This is a genomic window from Clostridium sp. CM042 (assembly GCF_055080995.1).
This window is the reverse complement of sequence record NZ_CM143646.1, coordinates 656643-682531: the sequence shown is the minus strand read 5'-3', so window position 1 is coordinate 682531 and position 25889 is coordinate 656643. Positions and strand designations below refer to the sequence as shown.

24 protein-coding genes are annotated in these 25889 nt (G+C 30.5%); 18 read left to right on the top strand and 6 right to left on the bottom strand.

The window, feature by feature from the left end:
* Positions 1 to 11 precede the first annotated feature (11 nt).
* Complete coding sequence (locus ACWJJ7_RS03225; RefSeq protein WP_462963910.1) at positions 12 to 1937, bottom strand: peptidase U32 family protein; 1926 nt, start codon at positions 1935 to 1937, stop codon at positions 12 to 14.
* A gap of 82 nt (positions 1938 to 2019) precedes the next feature.
* On the bottom strand, positions 2020 to 2970 hold the full coding sequence (locus ACWJJ7_RS03220) for an ABC transporter substrate-binding protein (protein WP_462963909.1): 951 nt from the start codon (positions 2968 to 2970) through the stop codon (positions 2020 to 2022).
* A 414-nt stretch (positions 2971 to 3384) separates the two neighbouring features.
* Between ACWJJ7_RS03220 and ACWJJ7_RS03215 the strand changes: the two genes are divergently transcribed.
* The 10 genes from ACWJJ7_RS03215 (at position 3385) to ACWJJ7_RS03170 (ending at position 13574) form a co-directional block, all read left to right on the top strand.
* Entirely contained in the window at positions 3385 to 5241 is a 1857-nt protein-coding gene (locus tag ACWJJ7_RS03215) for an FAD-dependent oxidoreductase (protein ID WP_462963908.1), read from the top strand.
* A 178-nt stretch (positions 5242 to 5419) separates the two neighbouring features.
* A complete protein-coding gene (locus ACWJJ7_RS03210; protein ID WP_462963907.1) occupies positions 5420 to 6391 on the top strand; it encodes a polyprenyl synthetase family protein in 972 nt (323 codons plus the stop codon).
* A 24-nt stretch (positions 6392 to 6415) separates the two neighbouring features.
* Positions 6416 to 7861, top strand: a complete 1446-nt coding sequence (locus tag ACWJJ7_RS03205) for a menaquinone biosynthesis decarboxylase (protein WP_462963906.1) — start codon at positions 6416 to 6418, stop codon at positions 7859 to 7861.
* On the top strand, positions 7842 to 8699 hold the full coding sequence (locus ACWJJ7_RS03200; RefSeq protein ID WP_462963905.1) for a UbiA-like polyprenyltransferase: 858 nt from the start codon (positions 7842 to 7844) through the stop codon (positions 8697 to 8699). The genes ACWJJ7_RS03205 and ACWJJ7_RS03200 overlap by 20 nt, the downstream gene beginning before the upstream one ends.
* Positions 8700 to 8715: 16 nt before the next feature.
* The gene (locus ACWJJ7_RS03195; RefSeq protein WP_462963904.1) at positions 8716 to 9297 is read left to right on the top strand and encodes a UbiX family flavin prenyltransferase; all 582 of its coding nucleotides are present in this window, start codon (positions 8716 to 8718) and stop codon (positions 9295 to 9297) included.
* On the top strand, positions 9294 to 10040 hold the full coding sequence (locus tag ACWJJ7_RS03190; RefSeq protein WP_462963903.1) for an ATP-binding cassette domain-containing protein: 747 nt from the start codon (positions 9294 to 9296) through the stop codon (positions 10038 to 10040). The genes ACWJJ7_RS03195 and ACWJJ7_RS03190 overlap by 4 nt, the downstream gene beginning before the upstream one ends.
* Positions 10041 to 10042: 2 nt before the next feature.
* Positions 10043 to 10786, top strand: coding sequence for an ABC transporter permease (locus ACWJJ7_RS03185; RefSeq protein ID WP_462963902.1), 744 nt, complete (start codon positions 10043 to 10045; stop codon positions 10784 to 10786).
* Between the two features lie 145 nt (positions 10787 to 10931).
* On the top strand, positions 10932 to 11282 hold the full coding sequence (locus ACWJJ7_RS03180) for an FMN-binding protein (protein WP_462963901.1): 351 nt from the start codon (positions 10932 to 10934) through the stop codon (positions 11280 to 11282).
* A gap of 20 nt (positions 11283 to 11302) precedes the next feature.
* Positions 11303 to 12877 (top strand): ATP-binding protein, encoded by a 1575-nt coding sequence (locus tag ACWJJ7_RS03175; RefSeq protein WP_462963900.1) that lies wholly within the window; start codon positions 11303 to 11305, stop codon positions 12875 to 12877.
* Position 12878: 1 nt separating this feature from the next.
* The gene (locus tag ACWJJ7_RS03170; protein ID WP_462963899.1) at positions 12879 to 13574 is read left to right on the top strand and encodes a response regulator; all 696 of its coding nucleotides are present in this window, start codon (positions 12879 to 12881) and stop codon (positions 13572 to 13574) included.
* Between the two features lie 101 nt (positions 13575 to 13675).
* Here the strand turns inward: ACWJJ7_RS03170 and ACWJJ7_RS03165 are convergent, their stop codons facing one another.
* Both ACWJJ7_RS03165 and nudC read right to left on the bottom strand, forming a co-directional pair.
* Positions 13676 to 14851 (bottom strand): DUF4317 family protein, encoded by a 1176-nt coding sequence (locus tag ACWJJ7_RS03165; protein ID WP_462963898.1) that lies wholly within the window; start codon positions 14849 to 14851, stop codon positions 13676 to 13678.
* 575 nt (positions 14852 to 15426) lie between these two features.
* Complete coding sequence (gene nudC / locus ACWJJ7_RS03160; RefSeq protein ID WP_462963897.1) at positions 15427 to 16254, bottom strand: NAD(+) diphosphatase; 828 nt, start codon at positions 16252 to 16254, stop codon at positions 15427 to 15429.
* Positions 16255 to 16698: 444 nt separating this feature from the next.
* On the opposite strand from nudC, the gene deoD reads away from it, so the two are divergent.
* Positions 16699 to 17412, top strand: a complete 714-nt coding sequence (gene deoD / locus ACWJJ7_RS03155) for a purine-nucleoside phosphorylase (protein WP_462963896.1) — start codon at positions 16699 to 16701, stop codon at positions 17410 to 17412.
* Positions 17413 to 17491: 79 nt separating this feature from the next.
* Here the strand turns inward: deoD and ACWJJ7_RS03150 are convergent, their stop codons facing one another.
* Positions 17492 to 18280 carry an EFR1 family ferrodoxin gene (locus tag ACWJJ7_RS03150; protein WP_462963895.1) on the bottom strand — a complete coding sequence of 263 codons (789 nt, stop codon included), beginning with the start codon at positions 18278 to 18280 and terminating at the stop codon, positions 17492 to 17494.
* Between the two features lie 196 nt (positions 18281 to 18476).
* On the opposite strand from ACWJJ7_RS03150, the gene ACWJJ7_RS03145 reads away from it, so the two are divergent.
* The 5 genes from ACWJJ7_RS03145 to ACWJJ7_RS03125 all read left to right on the top strand — a co-directional run bounded on the left by ACWJJ7_RS03145 (position 18477) and on the right by ACWJJ7_RS03125 (position 24011).
* The gene (locus tag ACWJJ7_RS03145; protein ID WP_462963894.1) at positions 18477 to 18713 is read left to right on the top strand and encodes a TIGR04540 family protein; all 237 of its coding nucleotides are present in this window, start codon (positions 18477 to 18479) and stop codon (positions 18711 to 18713) included.
* A gap of 249 nt (positions 18714 to 18962) precedes the next feature.
* Positions 18963 to 21707, top strand: coding sequence for a type I pullulanase (gene pulA / locus ACWJJ7_RS03140; RefSeq protein ID WP_462963893.1), 2745 nt, complete (start codon positions 18963 to 18965; stop codon positions 21705 to 21707).
* Between the two features lie 76 nt (positions 21708 to 21783).
* Complete coding sequence (locus ACWJJ7_RS03135) at positions 21784 to 22692, top strand: alpha/beta hydrolase (RefSeq protein WP_462963892.1); 909 nt, start codon at positions 21784 to 21786, stop codon at positions 22690 to 22692.
* Between the two features lie 14 nt (positions 22693 to 22706).
* Entirely contained in the window at positions 22707 to 23651 is a 945-nt protein-coding gene (locus ACWJJ7_RS03130) for a TRM11 family SAM-dependent methyltransferase (RefSeq protein ID WP_462963891.1), read from the top strand.
* Positions 23652 to 23705: 54 nt separating this feature from the next.
* On the top strand, positions 23706 to 24011 hold the full coding sequence (locus tag ACWJJ7_RS03125) for a hypothetical protein (protein WP_462963890.1): 306 nt from the start codon (positions 23706 to 23708) through the stop codon (positions 24009 to 24011).
* A gap of 74 nt (positions 24012 to 24085) precedes the next feature.
* Here the strand turns inward: ACWJJ7_RS03125 and ACWJJ7_RS03120 are convergent, their stop codons facing one another.
* A complete protein-coding gene (locus ACWJJ7_RS03120) occupies positions 24086 to 24238 on the bottom strand; it encodes a lmo0937 family membrane protein (protein WP_462963889.1) in 153 nt (50 codons plus the stop codon).
* Positions 24239 to 24406: 168 nt separating this feature from the next.
* On the opposite strand from ACWJJ7_RS03120, the gene ACWJJ7_RS03115 reads away from it, so the two are divergent.
* Both ACWJJ7_RS03115 and ACWJJ7_RS03110 read left to right on the top strand, forming a co-directional pair.
* A complete protein-coding gene (locus ACWJJ7_RS03115; protein WP_462963888.1) occupies positions 24407 to 24547 on the top strand; it encodes a hypothetical protein in 141 nt (46 codons plus the stop codon).
* 310 nt (positions 24548 to 24857) lie between these two features.
* Entirely contained in the window at positions 24858 to 25814 is a 957-nt protein-coding gene (locus ACWJJ7_RS03110; protein WP_462963887.1) for an ROK family protein, read from the top strand.
* The last annotated feature ends 75 nt before the right edge of the window (positions 25815 to 25889 follow it).

Here is a 25889-nt window from a genome sequence, read left to right as displayed (position 1 = left end):
TACCTCCTTCATTAATTAAATTGAAAAGCTCCAAGAGTAAATCCAGCATCACTAGGACTTAGGGAATGGAATAAGTCCTCGCATTTGCTTAAGTCATTAAGGGCTTCTCTGTAAATACTTAAAACTTTTCGTAGATTATTAGTATCATAATGACAAGCTTCAATTCTAAAATGATTTACGCCAATATCATTAAGTTCTTTTAAAAAGGGAAGATAACAAAGCTCTTTATAAAGCGTCATATGATTCCTGCCATAGTTATCTCGGTATATTGGGTGTTCATGTTTTTTTTCATCAACTAAAACTAACACATTGTTATCAACGTGAGAATTATTCTCACATAAAGCAGGCTCTAAAACTTTGGTATTCTCGTATAAATCATGATCCATATACATAACTGTTGGAGAACCGTGAACTATGATTTCAATAGGAATTGGTGATTTAGCAATAGCCTCCTTAGCGTCTAGCAGTGGTGTCTCTACAGAAAGAGTAGCAATAGATAACCCTTGATTTTCGTAGAAACTAGCCGCATATTGATTATAAATATTTAAAGAATAATCACCAATAAGCTCAAGTCCTAATGATTTGTATTTATGAATAGCTCCTAAATTGGTTACTAATAAGCCATCAAGTCCTAGATTATTTTCATTAAGTAAATGATTGTATTTTGAAAAATCCGCTTCAAACATCATTTTTGGGAAACCTAGATATATCTTTGTATTTCTTTTGTCTTTAGTTAACTTAAGTATTTCACTCTTACTAAAAGGAAGGTTTGGTGCAAAAACTTCTCCTGATAAATAAATTGCGTCTACACCGACCTCTATTGCTACTTTAGCTTGTGAATAGGAATTGACTTTTACACTTAGATTAGGTTTCTGTGCTAGAGAAGTTTTTTCCTTCAAAAGGGTTTTGATTTGTTCTACCGTTTCTTTACTAATTTCGATTTCTTCTACAGGCTTACTAAAAACTTTACCATGGCTATAAAATTTCCCCGTACCTTCATAACGTCTATTGATATTTGAGAGCCCTGGTGTTCCAAAGGCACTGCAGGTAGATAAGTCTCTAATGCGAGTTCCATAAATACTTTGGGCATCTTTTTTTCTATCATAGCAAATAGGGTCATCAATATATCTATTTATAGCGTCGCTGTAGTAATTAATCATGGTAACTAGATAATCTGCATCTTTCATTCTTCCTTCTATTTTAAAGGAGAGGATACCTGCCTCAATCATTTCAGGTAGATGTTCATACATATACATATCTTTAACAGCCATTGGATATTCTGTAGGATAAGCTAGGCCATCTTGTTTCATTGTAAAATCCCAACGGCAGGGCTTCATGCAAAGTCCTCGATTACTACTTTTTCCGAAAAGCATGCCACTGTACAAACATTGAGCACCATGGGCAATGCACATATCTCCATGAGCAAAATATTCGAATTCCATATCGGTTTGGCAATGCAAGTTCTTTATGGTTTGTAAATCCATGTCCCTGGACGCAACAATCCTAGTAATTCCACAATCTCGAAGTGCTTTAATAGTTTCTAAGTTGTGAACATTCATCATTACAGATGAATGGATAGTTAGGTTTAAATTTAAACTATTGATAAATTCTAATATGCTAAAATCTTGAATAATTAAAGCATCTGGTCCAGCTTTTTCTAAGAATTTTAGATATTCCTCTGCATCTTTTAAATCCTGCTGACTAAAAAGATTGTTTACTGTTACATAAACTTTTTTATTTAAAGAATGAGCAATAGTGATTGCTTTTTCTAGTTCATCATTTGACAGGTTGTAGTCTTTTCTATGCATACGCATATTTAATTTTTTACCACCCAAATATACAGCATCAGCACCGCTGTGAATAACCTTTTCAAAAATTTCGAAAGTTCCTGCGGGAGCTAATAATTCTATTTCCTTGTTATTAAAAAATCTACTCATATGAAAACACCTTCCTTTACTAGTGATATAACCTCTTTCTACACTTAGTGAAAAAGAGGTTATATATTATTACCATGGCATATTATTTAATAAATGAACTATTTGATAAATCTTGTAATTTGTAATTATTAGTAGTTAGTTTTTTTGCTTTAAGCCAAGTTATAACTTCCTGTAACTCTTTTTCAGATGGCATAGAAGCCTTTGAATAATTCGGAACAGTTAGTGTGGTTTTTACAGTAGCAGGGAAGCCAGCTTCTTTAATTACAAAATCAATATAGCTTTCCGGCTTTTCTTTTTTTAAATATTCAACAGCTTTATTATACGCTTTATAAAATGATTTTATCTCTTCAGATTTCGAGGATACTGTATCTTTTGTGAATAACATTACACCAGGGTTTATACCTAGTTTATCAGAACTACTCAAAACTTTGCCACCGGCAGAAATCGCAGTACTTGCAAGGGGTTCTGGTAATGTAGCAATATCTAGTTTCCCATTAGTTAGCATCTCAAGGCGAGTAGGTATCTTTGGTATTGCAACTTTTTTTGGTGAGTTAACATCTATGTTTGAACTCTCTATAATCCTATCTGTTAAGTATTCAATTATAGTATTTTTAGAAATTCCTATGGATTTTCCAGCAGATTGTTCAATTTTAGAAATATTAGAGTTTTTTCCGGAAATCAATTTAAAGCTACCTTCTGTTTTTGATGTGATTTTAACATCAAATTTATTATCGTTAAAAAATACTACCGAAAGCATATCAGATATTGCTCCATGAATTTTCCCAGCTTGAAGGGCTGTATCCCTATCTGATGCACTTTTAAAATGCTCTAGTTTTACCTGAATACCTTCTTGTTTAAAATATCCATTGTGATCTGCTATAATAAATGGAAGGGAGTCTAAATCAGGCATAACACCAATAGTTAGAGTTTTTATCGATTGCGAACTTGAATCTTTTTTTTGATTGTTAGAACAACCAACGATGCTTACGCCCATTATCAACACTAATATAAGTGCTAAAAAATTTTTTTTCATAATGTGCCTCCAATAATATAATTTTAGAAAGTTTAAATAAAGTGAAGTATGGATAAAATAATATAAAGCACAGTAATGTAATGTAAATAACGCAGTCATCATAACACTTATTTAACCTAGTGTAAACAGCTATAAACCCAATCTGTGGAACATATACATGAACTAAATTAACAAAATACATATTAATGAACAAATCGCTTTCTTATTTGCATAGCTAAAATTATTATGATAAAATTTTAACTAAGGAAGTTGAAAATAAATAAAGACTTGGTGAAGTGTTAATAATGTATTTAATTTTTTATAAAGTAATATATTTTAATGTATTAATAATTCTATGGTTTGATATTTATAAACTATGATTTTTTATAAAAACAGTCCTATAAACAATAATTTTTAAACAGAAGGGGATATAGTATGAGTGAAAAGAAAAGAATAGCTATACTTGGAGGCGGATATGGAGGAATATTAACCGCGAAGAAACTAGCTAAAAAGTTTAAAAAAGATGAGAATGTTGAAATTACTCTTATAGATCAAAATCCATACCATACATTACTTACTGAACTTCATGAAGTGGCAGCAGGAAGGGTAACAGAAGAATCAATCAGAATTGATCTGAAAAAAATATTTGCAAAAAGAAAAGTAGAGGTTGTACTTGATGAAATTACAGATTTAGATTTTAAAAATAATGTATTAAAATCTAAAAATAATAGCTACGAATACGATTATCTAGTTATTGGTGCTGGCTCCAAGCCAACTTACTTTGGCATAAAAGGCGCGCAGGAATACTGCCATAAATTATGGTCATACGAAGATGCTGTAAATTTAAAAGAGCATATCCTTCAAATGTTCAGAAAAGCTGTGAAAGAACCAAACAAAGCAGAAAGACAAAAATTGCTAACATTTATTGTTGTTGGTGGTGGGTTCACAGGTGTTGAAATGATGGGTGAATTAGGTGAGTGGAAAGAAAGATTATGCAAGGAATTTTACATAGGAGAAGAAGAAGTAACCTTATATTTAGCGGATGACTTACCTAAAATATTACCTACTTTTCCAGACAAGTTAATTGCAAAAGCTAAAAAAAGACTTAACAAATTAGGAGTTAAAGTACTCACTAATGCCGGTGTTACGGAAGTTACAAAAGATTGTGCTACAATAAGAAATAATGGTACCGTTAATACCTATACAGTAATTTGGACAGCTGGTGTTGAGGGTTCAGATATTGTCGGTAAAATGGATATAGCGCAAAAGGGTAGGAAAAGAATAGTAACTGACGACAAGTTACAATCTTTAGATTATAAAAATGTTTATATTGTTGGTGATAATATCTTCTTTATTCCTGAAGGTGAGGAAAGACCTGTTCCTCAGATGGTAGAAAATGCAGAAGCATCTGCTGATTTAATTGCACATAATGTTTATAGTGATATAAAAGGCACAGAAAAAAAATCCTATAAACCTACATTCCATGGTGCAATGGTATGTATAGGCGGTAAATATGGATTAGCGAGCATTGGATCCGGCAAAAAATTCTATAGTTTATCTGGTTTCTTTGCATTATTTGTTAAACACTTTATAAATATTGTATACTTTATCCAGGTTGCTGGATTTAACAAATGCTTTTCATATTTATTGCATGAATTTTTCCATATTAAAGATAATAGAAGCCTTGTGGGTGGATATTTTTCAAAATCATCTCCAAATTTCTGGCTAGTAGTACTAAGAATGTTCGTTGGTTACAAGTGGTTATCAGAAGGACTTGCAAAATTACCTAAAATAATAGCTGATCCTTCAAAAATATTCTTAATACCTGCTCCAGTAGTTGATGGAGCAACTGCAGCAACAGCTGCAGCAGAAGGAGCAAAGACTGCAGTAGAAGCGGCAACGACTGCAGTGGCAGCATTGCCAGTGCCAGGTTTTATAGGAAAAATGGTTAAATGGTCTATGGATGCTTTCTTTTATACAGGGGACGGTGGATTTACGACTTTAGCTTCAATTTTCCAAACAGGTATGGTAATTGCAGAAATATGCGTAGGATTATTATTGATAGTTGGATTATTTACAGCATTAGCTTCACTTATGTCAATTGCTATGGGTATGATGATTTGGACTTCGGGAATGGCTCCTACCGAGATGTTATGGTACTTAAGTGCAGGAATTGCGCTTATAGGTGGATCTGGAAGTACTTTCGGGTTAGATTACTATGTATTACCAGTACTTAAAAAATATTGGAAGCGTATAGGATTTGTTAAAAAATCTTATTTATACATTGATTAAGAATTATACATTTAAACAACAGTACTGTAATTAAAAATTGAATTTTTTAAATCAAATGTCCTTTTAAAAATAATTAAAAGGACATTTGATTTTATAGTGGAATATTTATAATAAGTAATTAATAGTTATAAAAAAAAAGCAAAGATTTTTAAAATAATAATTGGACATAGGTGATAAAATGAGTAAGTTTTGGGACAATTACCCTGACGTTGCAGAAGAATTGAAAAACATAAAGAAAATAATTAAGACCAATGTAAAATCTAGTGAGAAGGAGTTTGATGAAGCTATTTCTCCATTAGTTGACGCAGGAGGAAAGATGTTAAGGCCTGCATTTCTACTATTAGCAGCAAAATTCGGAGAATATAACTATGATAAAATGCATAATTTAGCGGCTGCCATCGAAATGATGCATATGGCAACATTAGTTCATGACGACGTTGTAGATGAATCTAAACTGAGACGTGGCACAGAAACCATACAACATAAATACAGTAAAGAATATGCAGTGTATATAGGTGATTTTTTATTTTGTCAATGTTTTATAATGCTATCTGGATTTGATTATTCTACGGAAAACTTAAGAGATATTTCAAAGGCTATATCTAAAATATGTATGGGGGAAATAAGACAATATAATATCAGATACGCAAGAAACACAAGCCTTAAAAAATACATAAAGATTATATCTGGAAAAACAGCAGCTTTATTTGCTATCAGCTTTTACACTGGTGCAAAGGAATCTAACTGTAGTGAGAAAACTTCAAAATTACTCGGAAGAGTTGGTTACTATATTGGAATGGCTTTTCAAATTATAGATGATCTGCTAGATTATAGTGGAGATACTACTAAACTGGGGAAAAATCCTCAAAGCGATTTAATAAAAGGTTATTACACACTGCCACTAATATATGCTATGGCAGAGGATAAAGAAAATAGAATTTCTACTATTTTAGATAACTCTTCATTAAATGATGAGGATGTACGCGAAATAACTATATTAGTTAATAAATACAAAGGAATAGATAAAGCTCAAAACTTAGCGAATAAATATACAAAAAAAGCTTTTGATTATATAGAAAAATTACCTGATTGTGAAAGTAAAGAAATAGTTAAAGATATAACACAAAAATTATTAAATCGTAATTCCTAATCAATTCTAGAAAGGAGTCGTTTTATGGCTTATAAAGATTTACAGGATTTTATAAAGAAATTGAAAGAAAAAGAACTTTTAGATGAAATTGAAATAGAAGTAGATAGCGATCTTGAAATTACGGAGATAGCTGATAGGGTTTCAAAAAAAAATGGCAACGCATTGCTTTTTAAGAATGTAAAAAATTCTGACTATCCAGTATTAATTAATTCTTTAGGAAGCTACGAAAGAATTAACTATGGACTAGAAGTGGAAGATCTTGATGAAATTGCTGAAACTATAATGGATTTTATGGATGTTACTAATTACATAACCTTAATGAATAAGGTGAAATCTATTCCCAAACTTGCTAGGCTTGCAAGAGTGTTTCCTAAAAAAGTGAAAAATGCACCTTGTCAAGAGATAATAGAGGAAGCAGATTTAAGTACACTTCCAATATTAAAGTGCTGGCCAAAAGATGGAGGACGATACATAACGCTTCCACTCGTAATAACAAAGGATCCAGAGACTAACCAGCAGAACGTTGGAATGTATAGGCTTCAAGTGTATGATAAAAATACCACTGGTATGCATTGGCATCTACATAAAGACGGCAAAGAGATATATGAAAAATATAGGAAGCTTGGAATGAAAATGCCTGTATCTGTAGCTATAGGATGTGACCCAGCAACTATATATGCAGCAACTGCACCACTTCCAAAAATGATAGATGAAATGATTTTTGCAGGATTTCTTAGAAAATCACCTTTAGAAATTGTTAAATGTATTACCAATGACATTTATGTACCTGCTAATGCTGAATTTGTACTAGAAGGATATGTAGATTTAGATGAAAAAAGACTAGAAGGCCCCTTCGGTGACCATACAGGATATTATTCTCTTGAAGATATGTATCCCGTGTTTCATATTGAAAAGATTACAAGAAAAAAAAATCCAGTGTATGTTACAACAATTGTAGGTAAGCCTCCTATGGAAGATTGCTACCTAGGAAAAGCTACAGAACGGATTTTTTTACCCCTAATAAAGGTTCAATGCCCTGAAATAATAGACATGAATTTCCCTTTAGAAGGGGTGTTTCATAATTGTGTAATTGTTTCTATTAAAAAATCTTATCCAAAGCATGCTCATAAAATTATGAATGCGCTATGGGGGCTTGGACAAATGATGTATACGAAAATGATTATAGTTGTAGATGAAAATATAGATCCACATGATATTTCAACCGTTGCATGGAAAGTATTTAACAATATAGACCCTAAAAGGGATTTAGTAATTTCAGAAGGACCTTTAGATGCACTAGATCATGCATCAAATACTCCTCATTATGGTTCTAGAATAGGTATAGATGCTACAAAAAAATGGCCCACAGAAGGACATTTAAGGCCTTGGCCAGATGATATAGAAATGTCGGATGAAATTAAAGAAATGGTAGATAAGAGGTGGAAGGAATATGGTATTAAAGAAACTTAAAAAGTATGGAGAGTTAGTTATGTTTTCGCATACACTATTCTCTCTTCCTTTCGCTTTAATAGCAATGATTTGGGCAGCTGATGGGTTACCTTCAGGTCTCACAATATTTTGGATATTAATTGCTTTGATTGGAGCACGGAATGGAGCTAATGCTCTCAATAGAATTGTAGATAAAGATATTGATAAAAAGAATCCTAGAACGGCAAATAGACATTTGCCAAAAGGAGTAGTAAAGGATTATGAAGTCTGGGGAATTGTAATACTGTGTTTTTCAATCTTTGTTTTAGCAGCATATGAATTAAATACTTTATGTTTTGTATTATCACCAGTGGCACTTTTTCTTTTTATAATTTATTCCTATACTAAAAGATTTACATGGATATGCCATATTATTCTAGGTATTACCTGTGGGGGAGCTCCTGTGGGAGCATGGCTTGCAGTAACAGGAAAATTTGCGCTCACACCAATTATTTTAGGCGCTGTAGTAACTTTATGGGTATCAGGTTTTGATATAATTTATGCAACTCAAGATATTAACTTTGATAGAAAAACAGGTTTATTTTCTATACCTGCTAAATTTGGTCTAAAGGGTGCTTTATACATATCCACATTGTTTCACTTTATTATGATTTTACTGTTAATTAGCTTATATTTTATAATGCATACAGGCTTTATATATTTATTTGGTATTTTTATAAGTGCTATTTTATTAGCATTGGAACATTATATTGTATCGCCAACAAACGAAAAGAAGATGAAAATTGCTTCTTATCACATAAACCAAGTTGTAAGTGTTTTGATATTTGTTTTTACTGTATTAGATATGTTTATATTATAATTAAGAGGTGATTTATTTGGGAAGATATATAGTAGGAATTACTGGAGCCAGTGGAAGCATTTATGGTGTACGACTTATAGAAGAACTAATAAAAAAAGATAATGAAGTTTATTTAGTTATTACGGATAATGGTAGAAAAGTTTTAGAATATGAGGTTGAAATTAATTTTGAGGAATGGCTCCAAAATATTAATAAAACCAAAGGCAGACTTAAATTATGTGCAATAGACGATATGTTTTCTTCTATAGCAAGTGGTTCCTTTAAGACTAATGGAATGGTAATTGTGCCATGCTCAATGGGAACTCTTTCAAAAATAAGAAGTGGTACTTCCGATAGTTTACTAATAAGAGCTGCGGATGTAATTATTAAAGAAAAAAGAAAGTTGATTTTGATTCCAAGAGAAACGCCCCTTAGTTCTATTCATCTTCAGAACATGCTTTTTTTAAGTAATTTAAATGTTAGGATAATGCCGCCTATGCCAGCTTTTTATCAAAAGCCTAAAACCATTGACGATATTATAAATATCACTGTGGGGAGAATTCTTGAAAACTTAGATATAGATAGTGATTTATGTCATGAGTGGAGTGGAAATAAATGATAAAAATAAACAACTTAAATGTTTGTTATAAAAATGTAGACAAACAGGTCAAGGTTATAGAAAATCTAAATTTAACAGTGAAAAAAGGGGAAATATGTGCTGTAATTGGACCCTCAGGTGGAGGCAAATCAACCTTATTAAAAGTTCTAGCAGGAATTATTGTAGACTATGAAGGTAAAGTTTTAATAGATGGAAAAAAAGCAGATCCTAAAATACATAGAATTGGATTAATACCTCAGAATTATGGACTAGTTAAATGGAAAACCGTAGAAGATAACATATTTCTCTCAACGAAAATTAAAGATGGCAAGGGTAATATAGATATAGAATTTTACAAAAAAATTCTAAAGGAGTTAAAGATTGAAGACTTTGTTAAAAGGTACCCTAGTCAGCTAAGTGGGGGACAAATGCAGAGAGTTTCCCTGGCTAGAGCTCTATTATTAAAACCAGATTTACTTTTAATGGATGAATCTTTTTCTGCATTAGATGCTATGACTAGGGAGGATGTTCAAAAATTGTTTTTAGAAGTATGGGAAGAACATAAGGTTACCACCATCCTTGTAACCCATGATATTAAGGAAGCAATATATTTAGCAAAGGACATAGCTGTAATCTCATCGTCTCCAGGAAAAATAGTTGAAGTTATAAGCAATCCATTGTTTGGACGTGTAACTACAGAAGTAGATTTAGAGTACATACATATAAATAGTAAACTTAGAAAAATTCTTAAAGGGGACACGTAGTAATGAGACTTAAAGAATATAAAATAATTAATTTTGTTATTGCTTTTATTATTATTTTTAGTTTATGGCAAATAATAGCTATGATTATTAATAAGCCTTTATTTCCACCACCATATGCAATAATTATAAATATATTTAGAACTTTTCATAGCGATATATCAATCCATGTTATTTACAGTTTTAATAGAATTATGGTAGGGATATTATTTACTTTGGCAATAGGTGTGCCAGTGGGGATTTTAATGGGATACTTTAAAAAAATTGATTTAATATTTTCACCAATTATATATTTTAATTATCCAATACCTAAGATTGCATTACTTCCGATAGTAATGCTTATTTTTGGGTTAGGAGATTTGACAAAAATAGTTATGATCTTTTTAATTACCTTTTTTCCGGTAGTAGTTAATATACGAGATGAAGTGAAAAATATTCCTGAAGACGTTTTTTATCCTATGTATTCATTGGGAGCAACAAATTTTCAAATAATAAAAGAAATTGTTTTTCCAGGAATTCTTAAAGCTATATTAACATCTCTTAGGATAGGCATAGGTACAGCGATATCGGTTTTATTTTTTACTGAAAATTTCGGAACTGAATATGGCATGGGATATTTTATTATGGACTCCTGGATGAGAATAAATTATATACAAATGTACTCAGGAATTTTAATTCTAAGTATAATTGGATTGTTTTTCTTTATTATAATTGATATTTTAGAGGGGGTATTTTGTCCTTGGATATAAGGATTATTAAATCATCTCAAAAGTTTTACAATGGCATAGTTAATGGTATAATTGAAAGGAGAAAGAAGCTCAAAACCGATATTATTATAATAATCGATATTTACAACAGAGAAGGTCAAGGGTAATAACAAGAGGGGAGACTTATTTGAAAAAATTATTAGGACTAACTTTAACAATAGTTTTAGCAACTAGCCTAGTGGCTTGTGGTTCTAAAAATATAATTTATAAAGAAGGAATCTATGAGGGAAATGCAGAGGGGCATATTGGGCCTATAAAGGTAGAAATAGTAACGGATAAATATGAAATAAAAGAAATTAATATATTAGAACAACAAGAAATTCCAATAATAGCTGATATAGTTTATAAAAAAATACCAGCGAGAGTAATTAAATCCAATAGCTCAGATGTTGCGGTTGTGGCAGGAGCTACATATACAAGTAATGGGCTTATAAAAGCTATAAAGGATGGGTTAGATAAAGCAAAAGTAAATAAATGACAATATGAGGTGGAGTGTTATTGAAATTACAGTATAGATTAACAATATTTATGAGCATTATAATATTTATCGTGATTGGTAGTATAGGAGTTGTTACTTATTACCAAGCTCAAAATTCTGTGGAAACTCAAATGGGAAATAATGCTATGGATTTAGCTGTAACTATTGCGTCTATTGATATAATTGAAGAAACTTTAGCAACCTCAAAAGATTATGAAACTGTTCAAAAGACTATAGAAAGTTTCAGAGAAAAAACTAGATTTAAATATATTATTGTTATGGATATGAAGGGAATAAAATATTCCTATCCCTATGGAAATTCGCTAGGCAAAAAATATGCCGACGGTGGAGAAGAACGGGTGATTACAAAGGGCGAATCTTATGTATCTAAGGATAGAAATGTGCTGATTTCTGCAATAAGAGCCTTTGTACCAATATATTATAAAGGAGAACAAGTAGGAGCAGTTTTAGTGGGCCTTTTAACAGATACCGTATATGGTGAACTTAGCTTTCATTTATTTTATTTAAAGATAGCTTTAGTAGGTGGCCTTTTAATGGGAATAATTGGTGCGGCCATTCTATCAAATTTAATAAAGAAAAGCATATTTGGGCTAGAGCCAAAGGAAATTGCACTTCTATTAGGCCAGAGAGACTTAATTTTGCAGAATCTGAAAAATGGAATTCTAGCTATTGATAAAGATGGTAAAGTAATACTCTTTAACAAAATAGCTAAGGAAATCCTAAAATTAGAAGATGAGGATATAGGTAAAAAGGTTGCTAATTTTAACTTTAATTATACAGATGAAATGATGGAAGTATTGAGGACTCATGAAGGGGTATATAACCAAGAAATTAAAATACGACAGAATAGAACCCTTATGTGCAGTCATACATTATTAAAAAATCATAGAGAAGAAATTATAGGTGTTGTATCCAGTTTTCAGGACTTAACAGAGGTTAAGAATATGGCCGAAGAATTAACGGGAATTAAAAAAATGACCTGTGCATTAAGAGCACAAAATCACGAGTTTATGAATAAACTTCACACTATTTCAGGACTTATACAATTAGAAGAATATGATGAGGTAATTGAATATATTTGTCATATATCGAAGCTACGAGGCGAAGTTTCTGATATTCTCAATAAAAAAATTAAGAATATACACATAGCGGGGATCTTACTTGCCAAATATAATAAGGCAACAGAAGCAAAGATTTCTTTAGAAATTGATACAAATTCTTATATAGATAAAATTCCTGAAAACATAACAGTAGATGAAATTTGTTCTGTTATTGGAAACTTAATAGAAAATTCTATTGAAGAATTAGTGAAATTTGAAAATGGTAGGATATTTATAAGATTAAATTCTACTAATGAAGCACTTATAATAAGGATACAGGATAATGGACCTGGAATTAGTGAAAATATAATAGATAGTGTTTTTGTTCGCGGATTTACAACTAAAGTTGGAAATAGAGGATTTGGGCTTAGTATTGTAAAACAAATAATAGATTATGCTGGTGGAGATATAAATATTTTACAAGAAAATGGGACTATATGGGATATATTTATACCAATGAAAAGGGGTAGATGATATGATTAAGGTTCTTATTGTTGAAGATGACCCGATGGTGGCAAAGATCAACGAAAAATTTTTAAAAAAGGTTGAGGGATTTACACTATATGATTGTGTTAACTCAATTGAAAAAGCAAAAGAAGTTGTATTAAGTGGGAAACCTGACTTAATATTATTAGATGTTTTTTTTCCGCAAGGGAAGGGTATAGATTTATTAAAGTGGATACGACTCGAAAATTTAAAATGTGATGTTATATTAATCACTGCAGATAGGAACACAGAAACGGTTGAAGAAGCCTTTCGATATGGTGCAGTAGATTATTTAGTAAAACCCTTTATATTCAATAGATTTAAAGAAGCACTTCTTCAATTTAAAAATAGAAAGAATAGTTTTAAAAACTTTGATAGTATGGAGCAAGGAGCTATTGATAAATATACCATAAAAACGAATAAACACGTGATAGAATATGATGAGAATATTGGTGACATTAAGGGATTTAATCAATACACCTATAAAAAAGTTTTAGTGGGTATATCTAACATGAAAGATACTCCTTTTACATCAGATCAGATGGCAAAAAATATCGGAGTTTCTAGAATAACTGCTAGAAGATATTTAGATTATTTAGAGAAAGAACAAAAACTTGTAGTTGAAATGGAATACGGTAAAGTCGGTAGGCCTAAGAATAAATATAGAATAAAAGGAGAATATTAGTGTCATCTAAGATGCACTAATATTCTCCTTTTATCGACTTTCCTACTGAAGTCGTTAATATTGCATCTCCCCAGGAGATGATTTAATATGGAGGTTAGAATTTAAAACTCCTCAGTTTCTAATTTAAATCCTTCTATAACAATATCCTCATCAATTTCAATAAGCAGACATCTTCTACCGTCCTTATTTTTTACTTGTTTAATTGAAGTTAGTTCCTTAGGGGTTAAAGTAATATTTGCAATTTCACTAGTAATTTTAATGGATTTTGAATTAAATTCAGGTACAATATTGTTTATCTTAAAATCATATTTGCTACCGCAAGTTTCTTCAAAAGCGGTTTCTATATCGCATATAATCTCTGCGCCACAATTATTAAGGATATTTTTAATATCGCTAGATCCAAGAGTAGGAGTTTCACCTTCTTCAGCTTGCTCCGAAAATTCGTGGATATTCACATAAATATCTTGCATAAGTTCAGGTTTTATTTTATCTCCAATTATAGATTTTAATATATCACTAAAGCAATTTTTTTCATCTTCAGCAGTAAATTTAAAAGCACAGTTAAGAACATTTTCAATAAAGGCTGTGTTTAATTCCTTAGGTTTTGAAGCATAATATAAAATTTTATTAATATCTGAATACCCATTAGTAAGACTTGGGAACATAAAGCCCTCCAAGGGGGCATTAAGATTGATAACAGAATCTAGGGCTGAATTTGCTTTAAATTCCTTATCAGTGTAGTCGAATTTTAGAGTTCTCTTCGGAATATCTATTTTGTTTACACTTGCTAGAATAAAATTAAAGGCTTGGACAGAATCATCGATACTTTCATTTGCATCCATATTTTTGTGGTTAGAGCCTAGCCAGTATTCAGCTTTAATGAAAGTAACAACCACATCAGTTTCATATTTATAGTTAGCCGCAATTTTTTCAATAAGCTTATTAATATAGCTTTGAATTTCATTTTTATCACTTGATTTTAAAGCGCCACCTAAAATTTTTTGAGTGTTATTTTCTTCTTCTATATTTTGAACATCCAACTCGAAAATTTTAGTATCAATAGCACCAGTAAGAACTTTTTTAAAATTACCTAGAAATAACTCTTTTTTATCCATATCCATTCTATCAAAATAATCAAATTCCGAATGAATAACTGGCTCATAATCAATTTGTACATTATCTTTTTTTAGATAAACACTATAAATTTCCTGGATTTTCATCATGCCACTATCTAATTTAAACTCTTTTCTTATGTTTGCCAACTCTTTCTTATTCATCATTAAACCTCTTTTCATTGTTATTTTATATTAAGCAATTCAACAAAATATTCTCGAAATCAGTGACTTGTTATTTTCTTTTATATATATAAAATTATAACACAAAATTATGGATTGGAATTATAAAATTTCCTTTATTGATTAATAATAACTATTGACAAATTATCATTGTCATGTTATATTATAAATATAAGAAGCGCAACTTATCATATATTTAGTAAAATCTTTAAACAAACTTGATACCCCCAATAAAATATAAGAGAGTGGGGAGAGGTCATAAAAAATATATAGAAACTATACGTAAACTAAGAATTCAAAGATGATTGCCATTGCAATCGGCTAAGAAGCCATTTTATTAATTACTTAGGAATACAAAAGTTAAGTTTAACCGTAATAAATTAAGTATTAGATTGTAACACTATACTGATTTAATGATTAAAATTAAAAAAGAAAATATAGTTTAAGGAGAAAAAATATTGTTAAATATATTAAGAAAAAATAGAAGTTAGAATCTAATTCGCTAAGAATTAAGAATTCTAACTTCTATTTTGTTAAATTAATATATACTTCTTTATTTAATTATTTTCAGTAAACCAGTCAATCAATTTTTTAGCTATGCTTATGGTATCAGGTGTTAAAGGCATTTCATTAGAACTATACCATTTAGCATGCCCAATTTCTTTTCCATCTACTTGTATTTCTCCGCTTTCGTATTCGCAAGTAAATCCTATCATTAGTGAATTAGGGAAAGGCCAAGGCTGATTCCCAAAATATTTTATACTTTTTACAGTGATTCCTGTTTCTTCACGAACTTCGCGAACAACACACTCCTCAAAAGTCTCTCCAACATCTACAAAGCCAGAAACTACACTATATAAATCTTTAGGAAATTGATTATTATGAGCAAGAAGTAATTTCCCATCCTTTACAACAGCTACAATTATGGCTGGGCAAATCCTAGGGTAATTTACAAGTCCACATTTGGAGCATTTTTTAGCTATTTCTCCATCAATTCTCTGAACTAATGTACCACATCTGCCACAATATTTATGATCATTATTAAAGTTTACTATTTGTTTAGCTCTCCCAGCTATCCAAAACATGTTGTTAGATAACTGATGAGTTAAAGATTTAAGGTTGAGAAAACACATACTGTTTGGGATAATAGCATCTTTGTTCATTTCTCCACAAAAGCAATTTTCACCATTTATGGAACCAAGATATTGAATATTATATAATTTTAAATCTGCTAGATCTTTAATTGTGGGTATTATTGTTTTATTAACTTCAGATTTAACTAATAACTCATTATTGTAAAATAAAAAATAAATATCATTATTTGTTTCAGGTAAAATTGAAGCTACTGCTGGTATAAAATTTGGTATAGTTTCATAGTTATGCATTTGTATCATATCTCCAATCTATAATTTTAAATTGCCTAAACAATTAGAATTCATTATTTATCATATTATTTATCATATTATTTATCATATGATTATATCATATACAAAAATTTATTAATATTATAAAAATAAATAAAGAGATTTGGAAATATTACAAAATAGGTTTACATAATTTCAATTATGTAAACCTATAAAAATGTAAACCTAATTAATAATTAATATTGTAAAAACCTGAAATAACGATATATATGCTTGATTTTGTGAATTAAATCATCTACTGGGTCACTGATTGTCGTTAAAATAAAAAAAATTCTCAAATAAGTATCATCTAGCATTTTCTTATGCTTTTAATTTGGTATAATAATTAATGTATCATTAATTATTAGTTAGGAGTACAATTCACTATATTTCAAAAAATAAATATAAGTATAAGGAGGTTTCAATATGATACCAACAGCGCATATTGAAGTAAAAGAAGAAGGAATTATTGCAAAAACAGTATTAATGCCAGGGGATCCATTACGGGCACAATTTATTGCAGAAACATTTTTACAAAATGTATCAAAATTTAATAACGTACGAAATATATTTGGATACACGGGTACATATAAAGGACGTAAAATTTCTGTAATGGCAAGTGGAATGGGTATGCCTAGTATTGGTATCTACTCATATGAATTATTTGATTTTTATGGTGTAGAAAATATTATACGAATTGGTTCATGTGGTGCTTACACTAATGATTTAAATTTATATGATGTAATACTTTGCACTGAAGCTTGGAGTGAATCCACTTATGCAAAGATTCAAAGTGGATATGAATCTGATACAATCGCTGCATCATCTGTTTTAAATAGTAAGTTAGAGAAAATGGCAGACGATTTAGGCATAAAAGTTCATAAAAATAGAGTTCACTCATCGGATGTATTTTATCGTGAAAATTTTGATGAATATAAAGATATTTATGAAAAGCAAGGTTGTACTTGCGTAGAAATGGAATCATTTGCTCTATTCCATAATGCAAATATATTGGGGAAGAAAGCATCTTGTTTATTAACAGTCTCTGATAATTTAGTAACTCATGAGGTGACTACGTCTGAAGAAAGACAAGAAGCCTTTACTAATATGATGAAAATAGCTTTAGAGATGGCTGAATAATAGTCAAGTAGCAAATATAGTTCCATTCATCGGAAAAATAAAAACCCCTCAATATAAAATTATTGAGGGGTTTTTATACTTAATTTATTATCATATCATTAACTGTAATTTTAGGATGCTTATACCTGCCTTTCTTTTCTGTACTTTTACCATATTGAATTGCATTAGTAGGACATAAATGAATGCAAGATAAACATTGGGTACAACTTTTGCCCCATATAGGCTTTTCCTGAACTTTAATTGTTCCGCTGTTACATGCCTTTTCGCATAACCCACAGCCATTACATTTTTCATTGACATGAAAATTCTTTGTGTTAAGAGCGTGCTTATTAAATAGTGGATTTGCTATATAGGTCATCGCCCTAGGTATCAATCCTTTTTCAAGATGATAAACATTATTTAGCCTACTCTTTAATGTATTGTTTATGATAGCTACTACCTGCTTAGATTCTAAAAGTTTTTTATTTTCAACTTCCTTAGTGTCAACATCCCCGAAAATAATATAATTATTGGGCATTACTACTGAAAATCCACTATTTAGATGCAAACTCTTTTTTTTCAAGGCTTTATCAAAAACCTGAACAGTATTGCCTATATTCGCTCCACAAGTTGCTACAGTAAATATATAGTTATTATTGTAGTTCATAAATTTGAATTTATTAATAAATTCAAGAACCTGTTTTGGTGGTCCCCATGCATAAACAGGATAAACAAATCCTATTAACTCGTTATCTTTTAATGTGTATTCATAGGATTCGTTATCTTTCTTCATAGTAGCTGCTATGGAAATTAGATTTTCGTTATTTTGCATTGCTATGTTTTTAGCAATATAAAGTGAATTACCAGTTCCTGAAAAATAAAATATCATAAAATACCTCCAATTAGCAATTACATCATGCTTGCCTAATATTAGTATAATTTCTTTAGTTAAAATTGTAAACAATACATTTTCCAAGGTAATTATATAGAAAATAGCTAGAATTCCTTCAACATATCTTTAAATTTTAAAGATATTAGGCTATAATGAGAAGATACACATTAAAATGAATAATAAGGAGTACAGTATGAGAAAAGTTTATAAGGACCCAAAAGAATTAGCATCATGTTTGAAGGATTTAGTAGATTTATATTTAGACGATGTTATAGCATATGAAAAGTTAAAAGAAAAAATAATGGTATTAGTTAATGCAAATGAGGATAGAATTTATAAGGATGGTAATATATCTTTAAAAATATCTAATATAATAGGTAGTTCTAGAGTAGACATTATTAACAAGGTGTTCTCAGAAAGACAAGATTAATTAATGTTACAAATAAAATTAATGAAAACCGTGCACTAGAGATAAAGTGTACGGTTTTTCCCTTGTGGAGTAATATATAATTCTCCTTCTGAAGTCGTTAATATTGCAGTGACCCCAAAGATGATTTAATAGATTAATAAATTACTTGTATATATCTCTCTAAAATTATATAATGGATTAAGTTGAAAAATGTTTATATAGTAAGGGGTAGTACATTAGATTACCATAATTTTTTTAGAGGAGAAATTTATGAACTTTGATATACAGAGTAACAAAAGTAAGGCAGTTAGCATTTTTCTTGCAGCTATTTTAGTTATAACAGAATTGTTTTTTCTGTTCCCAAGCATGCACACTTTTGCTAAAAGCGGTAAGATGAATATAATTGTTCATTATGCTAAAAATCCAACCAGTGATTTAAAATGGAACATATGGTTGTTGACTGATAACGAAGAGGGAAGTAAGTTTGATTTCACTGGCAAGGATGCATTTGGTCAGATATGTGAAGTTAAATTCGATGATAAATTTAATAAAGTAGGTTTTATAGTACGCACAGACAAAGGGGAAAAGGACACTGAGGAGAATAGGTTTATTGAAAAATTCAATGATGGTGCTAGAGAAGTTTGGATTAATGGAGGTGACTCTAAAGTATACTATTCAGTAGCTGAAGCTAAAGCAGGTGCTACCAAGGTGGTATCACCTGCTGAAAATGATTTAGATAAGTCAGGTAAATTTGTAGTTGCAAAATTAGATGACTTGAATAGCATAAGTATAGAAACAAACTTAGCATTTTCATTTATCCCGCAAGGTACTGAAGGCATTACAGTTAATGCCGATGGAAAGTCTGTAAAAATAAAAAAAGTAACAAGTAATGAAGTAAAGGATGGTACTACAAAAGTTGCGAAGATAGAGCTTAGTGAAAACGTGAAACTAAATCAAAAACTTACGATTTCAAAAAAAGGTTTTCCGGAAAAAGACGTAGTGATTGGGGATGTAATGGGAAGTGCTGGTTTTGAAAAAATGTTTTATTATGAAGGAAATGATTTAGGTAATACTTATTCTACCAATAAAACAAGCTTTAGGGTATGGGCACCAACTGCAACAGAGGTAAAGCTTGTAACCTATAAAAAATGGGATGATAAAATTGGTAATGAATCTAGCATGAAAAAAAGTGTCAAAGGTACCTGGACCTTTGACTTAAATGGAGATCAAAAGGACATATTTTATACTTATAAGGTCAATATTGCAGGGGTTTGGAATGAGGCTGTAGATCCTTATGCTCGTTCTGTGTCTGTAAACGGAGACAAGGGTGCTGTAATCAACTTAAAGGAAACAACTCCTGAAAAATGGAATCCAAGTGAAAAGCCTAATTTTAAAAATCTAAATGATGCAATTATATACGAACTACATGTTAGAGACTTTTCTATAGACCAAAACAGCGGCATGGAAAAGAAAGGTAAATTCTTAGCGTTTACTGAAACAGGTACAAAGGGAACAGATGGTACCAAGACGGGTGTTGATTATATAAAATCCCTAGGGGTAACTCATGTGCAGCTTATGCCAATATTTGATTATGCTAGTGTGGATGAGACTTCAAAAAAGCCACAATTTAACTGGGGTTACAATCCTAAAAACTATAATGCACCTGAAGGAAGTTATTCAACGGATCCATACAATCCTATCACTAGAGTTAAGGAATTGAAACAAGCAGTGCAATCTCTTCACGATAATGGATTAAGGGTAAACATGGACGTAGTTTATAATCATATGTACAGTAGCTATGATTCTAATTTCAATAAATTAGTACCTGGATATTATTATAGATACGATAAAGATGGTAGCAATACAGATGAAAGTGGTAATGGGAATACCATTGCTTCAGAAAATGCAATGGCAAGAAAGTTTATTGTAGATTCCGTAATGTATTGGGCAAAAGAATATAATATAGATGGATTTAAATTCGATAATATGGGTCTCCTTGATATAAATACAATGAATGAAGTTAGAAAAAAATTAAATAATATAGATCCTTCCATTCTCATTATCGGTGAGAGCTCTAATATTGGTACTACTCTTTCAGAAGATAAAGCGGCAATACAGAAAAATGCGAGTAAAATGCCTGGAATATCACATTTCAATGATAAAATAAGAGATGGAATAAAAGGTAGCGTATTCGAATCAAAATCAAAGGGCTTCGTTAATGGTAAAACTAATGGGGAGACAGAGATTAAAAAAGGAATAGTCGGAGGTATAGATTACTCAAGTGGTATAAAAACTTGGGAAAAGATAGACCCTGTACAATCTATTACTTATGCTGAATCTCACGACAATACTACATTATGGGATAAACTTCTTTTAACAAACCAAAAGGATAATAATGAAGTAAAATTAAAAATGCACAAAATGGCAGATGCTATAATTCTTACTTCCCAAGGTATTCCATTCTTTCAATCAGGACAGGAATTTTTGAGAACTAAAGGCGGAGATAAGAACTCTTATAAGTCTCCTGATAGTGTAAATAAGCTTGATTGGACTCGAAAATCAGAAAACATTAGCACAGTTAATTATTTCAAGGGTTTAATAGAGTTAAGAAAAGCACATCCTGCCTTCAGAATGTCTTCTGCGGATATGATTAAGAAAAACTTGAATTTTTTAACAGTCCCGGAGAATGTGGTAGCATACGAAATGAACTACAGTGCAAATATGGATACTTGGGCGAATATTGTAGTAGCTTTTAATGCAAATAGAGAAGACACAACCATTAAATTATCTAAGAAAGGCAAATGGAATGTTGTAGTAGATGGAGAAAAAGCAGGTGTTAAAACTATAAAACAATTTAAAGGTGATTCATTAGTAATCCCTGCTCTCAGCTCTACTGTAATTTATTTCGAATCAGAATATATCTTTATGACATTAACCTTTTGGATTTATGCCTTATTAATTTTAGCTGGGATTGCTTGCATAATATATGTTTTAAAGGTTAGAAAGAAATCTTAGTATTACAACTTATTGTGTATTCCAAAGGGCCCTTATGGTAAAATACAAGGGCTCTTTTTTTAGGGAGGGTATTATAATGTTAAATATAACATTTTTTATATCAATTTTAATTATTATTACTGTTTTTATTATAGGGTGGTATTTTTCTAGCATAATTATATATCCTAAGGTTTCAAAATATAATTATACCTACGATTACGAAGTAGAACAAGGAAAAATAGAAACAGAAAAATTTAATAATTTGGAAAAACAAGAAGTATACCTAGATTCTCAATATGGTTATAAAATTCATGGTTTCTTCTTTCCAAATAACAATTCAAAAAAAACTATAATATTGTGTCATGGAATAACTTGGAGTTTGTATGGCTCTGTTAAATATATGGATATGTTTTTAAAAAGAGGCTTCGCTATCTTTATTTATGATCATAGAAATCACGGCCTAAGTGGTGGAAAAGATACATCTTTTGGTTATTACGAAAAGTTTGATTTGAAAAAATGTACTGATTGGCTTTTTAATAAATTAGGAAATAGTATCATCGTCGGATTGCATGGCGAGTCCATGGGTGCTGGCATAGTTCTTCAGAATATTGCAATAGATGATAGAATTAAGTTTTGTATAGATGACTGTGGATACTCTGATGCACAAGATTTATTTAAACACAGATTAGAAAAAGATTACGGTATAAAAAGATTACCACTTATAAAATTATCAAGTAAAATCAACAAAATCCGAGTTGGCTGGGACTTCAAAGATGTATCACCTATAACTACTTTACCTAATGTGAAAACCCCAATATTGTTTATTCATGGTGACGAAGATGACTATGTACCTACTTTTATGTGTAAACAAATGTACTCAGTAAAGAAGGGCTACAAAGATATATATATTGCCCCGGGTGCCGGACATGCAGAGGCGTATTGGAAGAACAAAGATGAATACGAAAAAAAAGTTGATGGATTTTTAAAAGCTATCAATATAATTTAAAAGGATGTGCTTTAATGTTTCAGCTACCACAAAATGAAAAGGAGTATTTATACACAACTAATTATTCCAGTGATGAAGAAAGCTTATGCAAAATGGAAATAAAGTGCCTCTTTGATAAAACCCTTGATGAAAAGCACTTATTTTCTAATATTTATGTGGATCCTTCTAGAAGTCCTTTTATAAAAAAATGCATTTCTATAATGTATACAGGAGAAACACTGAAACAAATTATCGATCAAATTGTTATGGACAAACTTACCGGCATAAATTATAAAGTTGCTTATATCAATGCTACTGATGAAAATATTGGTTTTCATGAGAGGCGTAGGATTGAATTCGAAATAGGCTTTAATATACTAGGAGAAGCTGAAATGAAAAATCCCGGAATTATTTTTGGCATAACAAAAATAGCTAACAAATGGATATTTGGTGAATGTGAGAGCAATACTTCGGACTGGCTATTACACAATAAAAAACCTTTTTCTTATTCTAATGCACTAAAGGTGAATGTTTGTAGGGCCCTTGTTAATATAGCTGTAGCTAATAATTTAAATTGCAGCGTTGTAGATCCATGTTGTGGCATTGGAACGGTGCTAATTGAAGCTATTTCAATGGATATTAATATTAAAGGTTATGAGATAAATCCATATATAGGTGAAAATGCAAAGGCAAACCTCCAGTATTTCGGATATGATGATGTAATAACTATTTGTGATATGAATGATATTGTGAATAAATTTAATGTGGCCATCGTTGATCTTCCTTATGGTATATTTACTCAAATTACGACCGGGGAACAGTTAGCTATTATGGGTAGTACTCGTAGAATAGCAGATAGAATGGTAATAATTACTTTTGAGGATATGGAAGAGCAAATTACTTCCGTTGGCTTTCACATAGATGATCGGTGTACTGTGTCTAAAGGGGCCTTTAAAAGGCATATATTCATATGTAGTTAATATTTTAATAGTAATGTTACATACAAAACGTCAAAAAATAAAGAGGTATTAAATATGACAAAAAAAAGTAGTAAAAACAATGATCTTTTATATAATTATAAGGCAACGGCTTCTCCCCAAATATATTCTCTATTGATTAATTTAATAAATGAGGATAAAGAAGACTTAGCAAAAGTAGTTATAAAAGTCGATTATTTACTAGAATATGCAAGTTCTTGCATAAAGCAACTGGACTTTGATGAAGCAAAGGAAGTTCTAAATAAGGCTAAAAGTAGAATCGATATATTAAAAATGGGAGACGTTAATACGAAGCACCTAGAATATTTATATGCTGGCATAGCAAAAAAGGCGAAAAAATAATGTTACACAGGATGTTTAACAATAGATATCCTGTGTAACATTATTTTTTCTCATGTATGCCAATAGAATTGTCCCTAGGTTCTTCTTTTTCCTGAAATCATATCCACGATGAATACTATTGCAGCTATTACAAGTAATATATGGATCATACCGCCACCAATTCTAAATATAAGACCTAATGCCCAAAATAATACTACTATTCCGCCTATCCAACGTAAAACTCCCATATAAAACATCACCTTTCACATATATATTTATTTGCTAAATACATTTTAATATTATAATTACCTAAATTCAGCTAAAATATGCGAAGTGATTTTAACTCCAGTTTTTGTATAAAAATAATGTATAAATATTTTTTTTATGGCAACCATATTATAGAAAGAGGTGGATACATGACTAATAAACTTAAAACTACTAATAAACAAATGGCATCTTTAGGAATCAGGAAAAATGAAGTAGGTGATTATGAATATATAAATCCGGATGAAAAAAATAATTCGAAATATAAATCTGTTAAAAAAGAGCTCAAGTAATTTTAAATTACTTGGGCTCTTTTGTAAATTTATAAAGTAAAAATACGTATATATGGTATAATTTATTCATATACAAAAACAAACCAATTTTAAAAATATTCACTACTAATCCGTCTGAAATTGTTTGAACTGATTTCTTTATAATCCTCTATGAATATAATGTTAAAGCGTATTGGAATACAATTTATGAAAAACTCAATCATTTTTTAGCTTGCTGGTGAATACCTTTAAATAAAATTTATGGTTTTAAATTGAATATATATTTATTAAATAAAAGAACAGTAGCAGAGGCTATGAAAGGAAGAAGTATATGTATATAGGTATTGATTTAGGAGGCACTAATATTGCAGTTGGTATCGTTGATGATCAGGGAAACATAAAGTATGAAAAGTCATGTGCTACAAGAGTTGGGAGGGACCCCCATGAGATAATAGAGGATATGGTAGCTCTAGTTTTAAATACTTTAGAGGATTACAATATGCCACTAAAAAGAATAAAAGCGATAGGTATAGGTATTCCAGGCTTAGCTGATAAAAATGGAAATGTGATATTCTGTGTGAATCTTGGATGGAAAAATGTACATTTAAGAGAGATGTTAGGAAATGCACTTAATAAACCAATTTATATAGATAATGATGCTACTGTGGCTGCACTTGCGGAATATGAGAATGGCTCAATGAAGAATTGTAAAAGTAGCTTAATGCTTACATTAGGAACAGGTATTGGTGGTGGAATTATTATAAATGGTGAAGTATATAGTGGATTTAATGGTATAGGCTCAGAAATTGGACATATGGTTGTTGGTGAAAATTTTTATAATTGCAATTGTGGAAGAAATGGTTGCTTAGAAACCTTCGCTTCCTCTACTGCTATAATAAAACATACAAAAAAATTAATTGAGGAAATGAATGAAAGCACTATAATAATAGAAAGGGCAGGAGGAAATATTAACAATATTGATGCAAAAATAATATTTGATTGTGCTAGAGAAGGCGATAAAATAGCAAATATAGCAGTGAATCGCTTAGTAAAATATCTAGGTATAGGCATACTTAATATAGTCAATTTCATTGATCCAGAAATAATAGCATTAGGTGGTGGTGTTGCAGGGGCAGGCCAATATCTTTTGGATAAGGTTATAAATGAAGTAGCGGCGAATAAATCTTATTCTGAATTACCTATTGCTAAAATTGTTTTAGCAGAACTAGGTAATAAAGCAGGTATAATTGGTGCAGCAATGATTGCAAAACATGGGACTATAGAATAAACAATAAAATAAAAATATATTACCATAAAAGAAGTTTATTGTAATTTATTTTATGAGATCCCCTCATATTCTTTA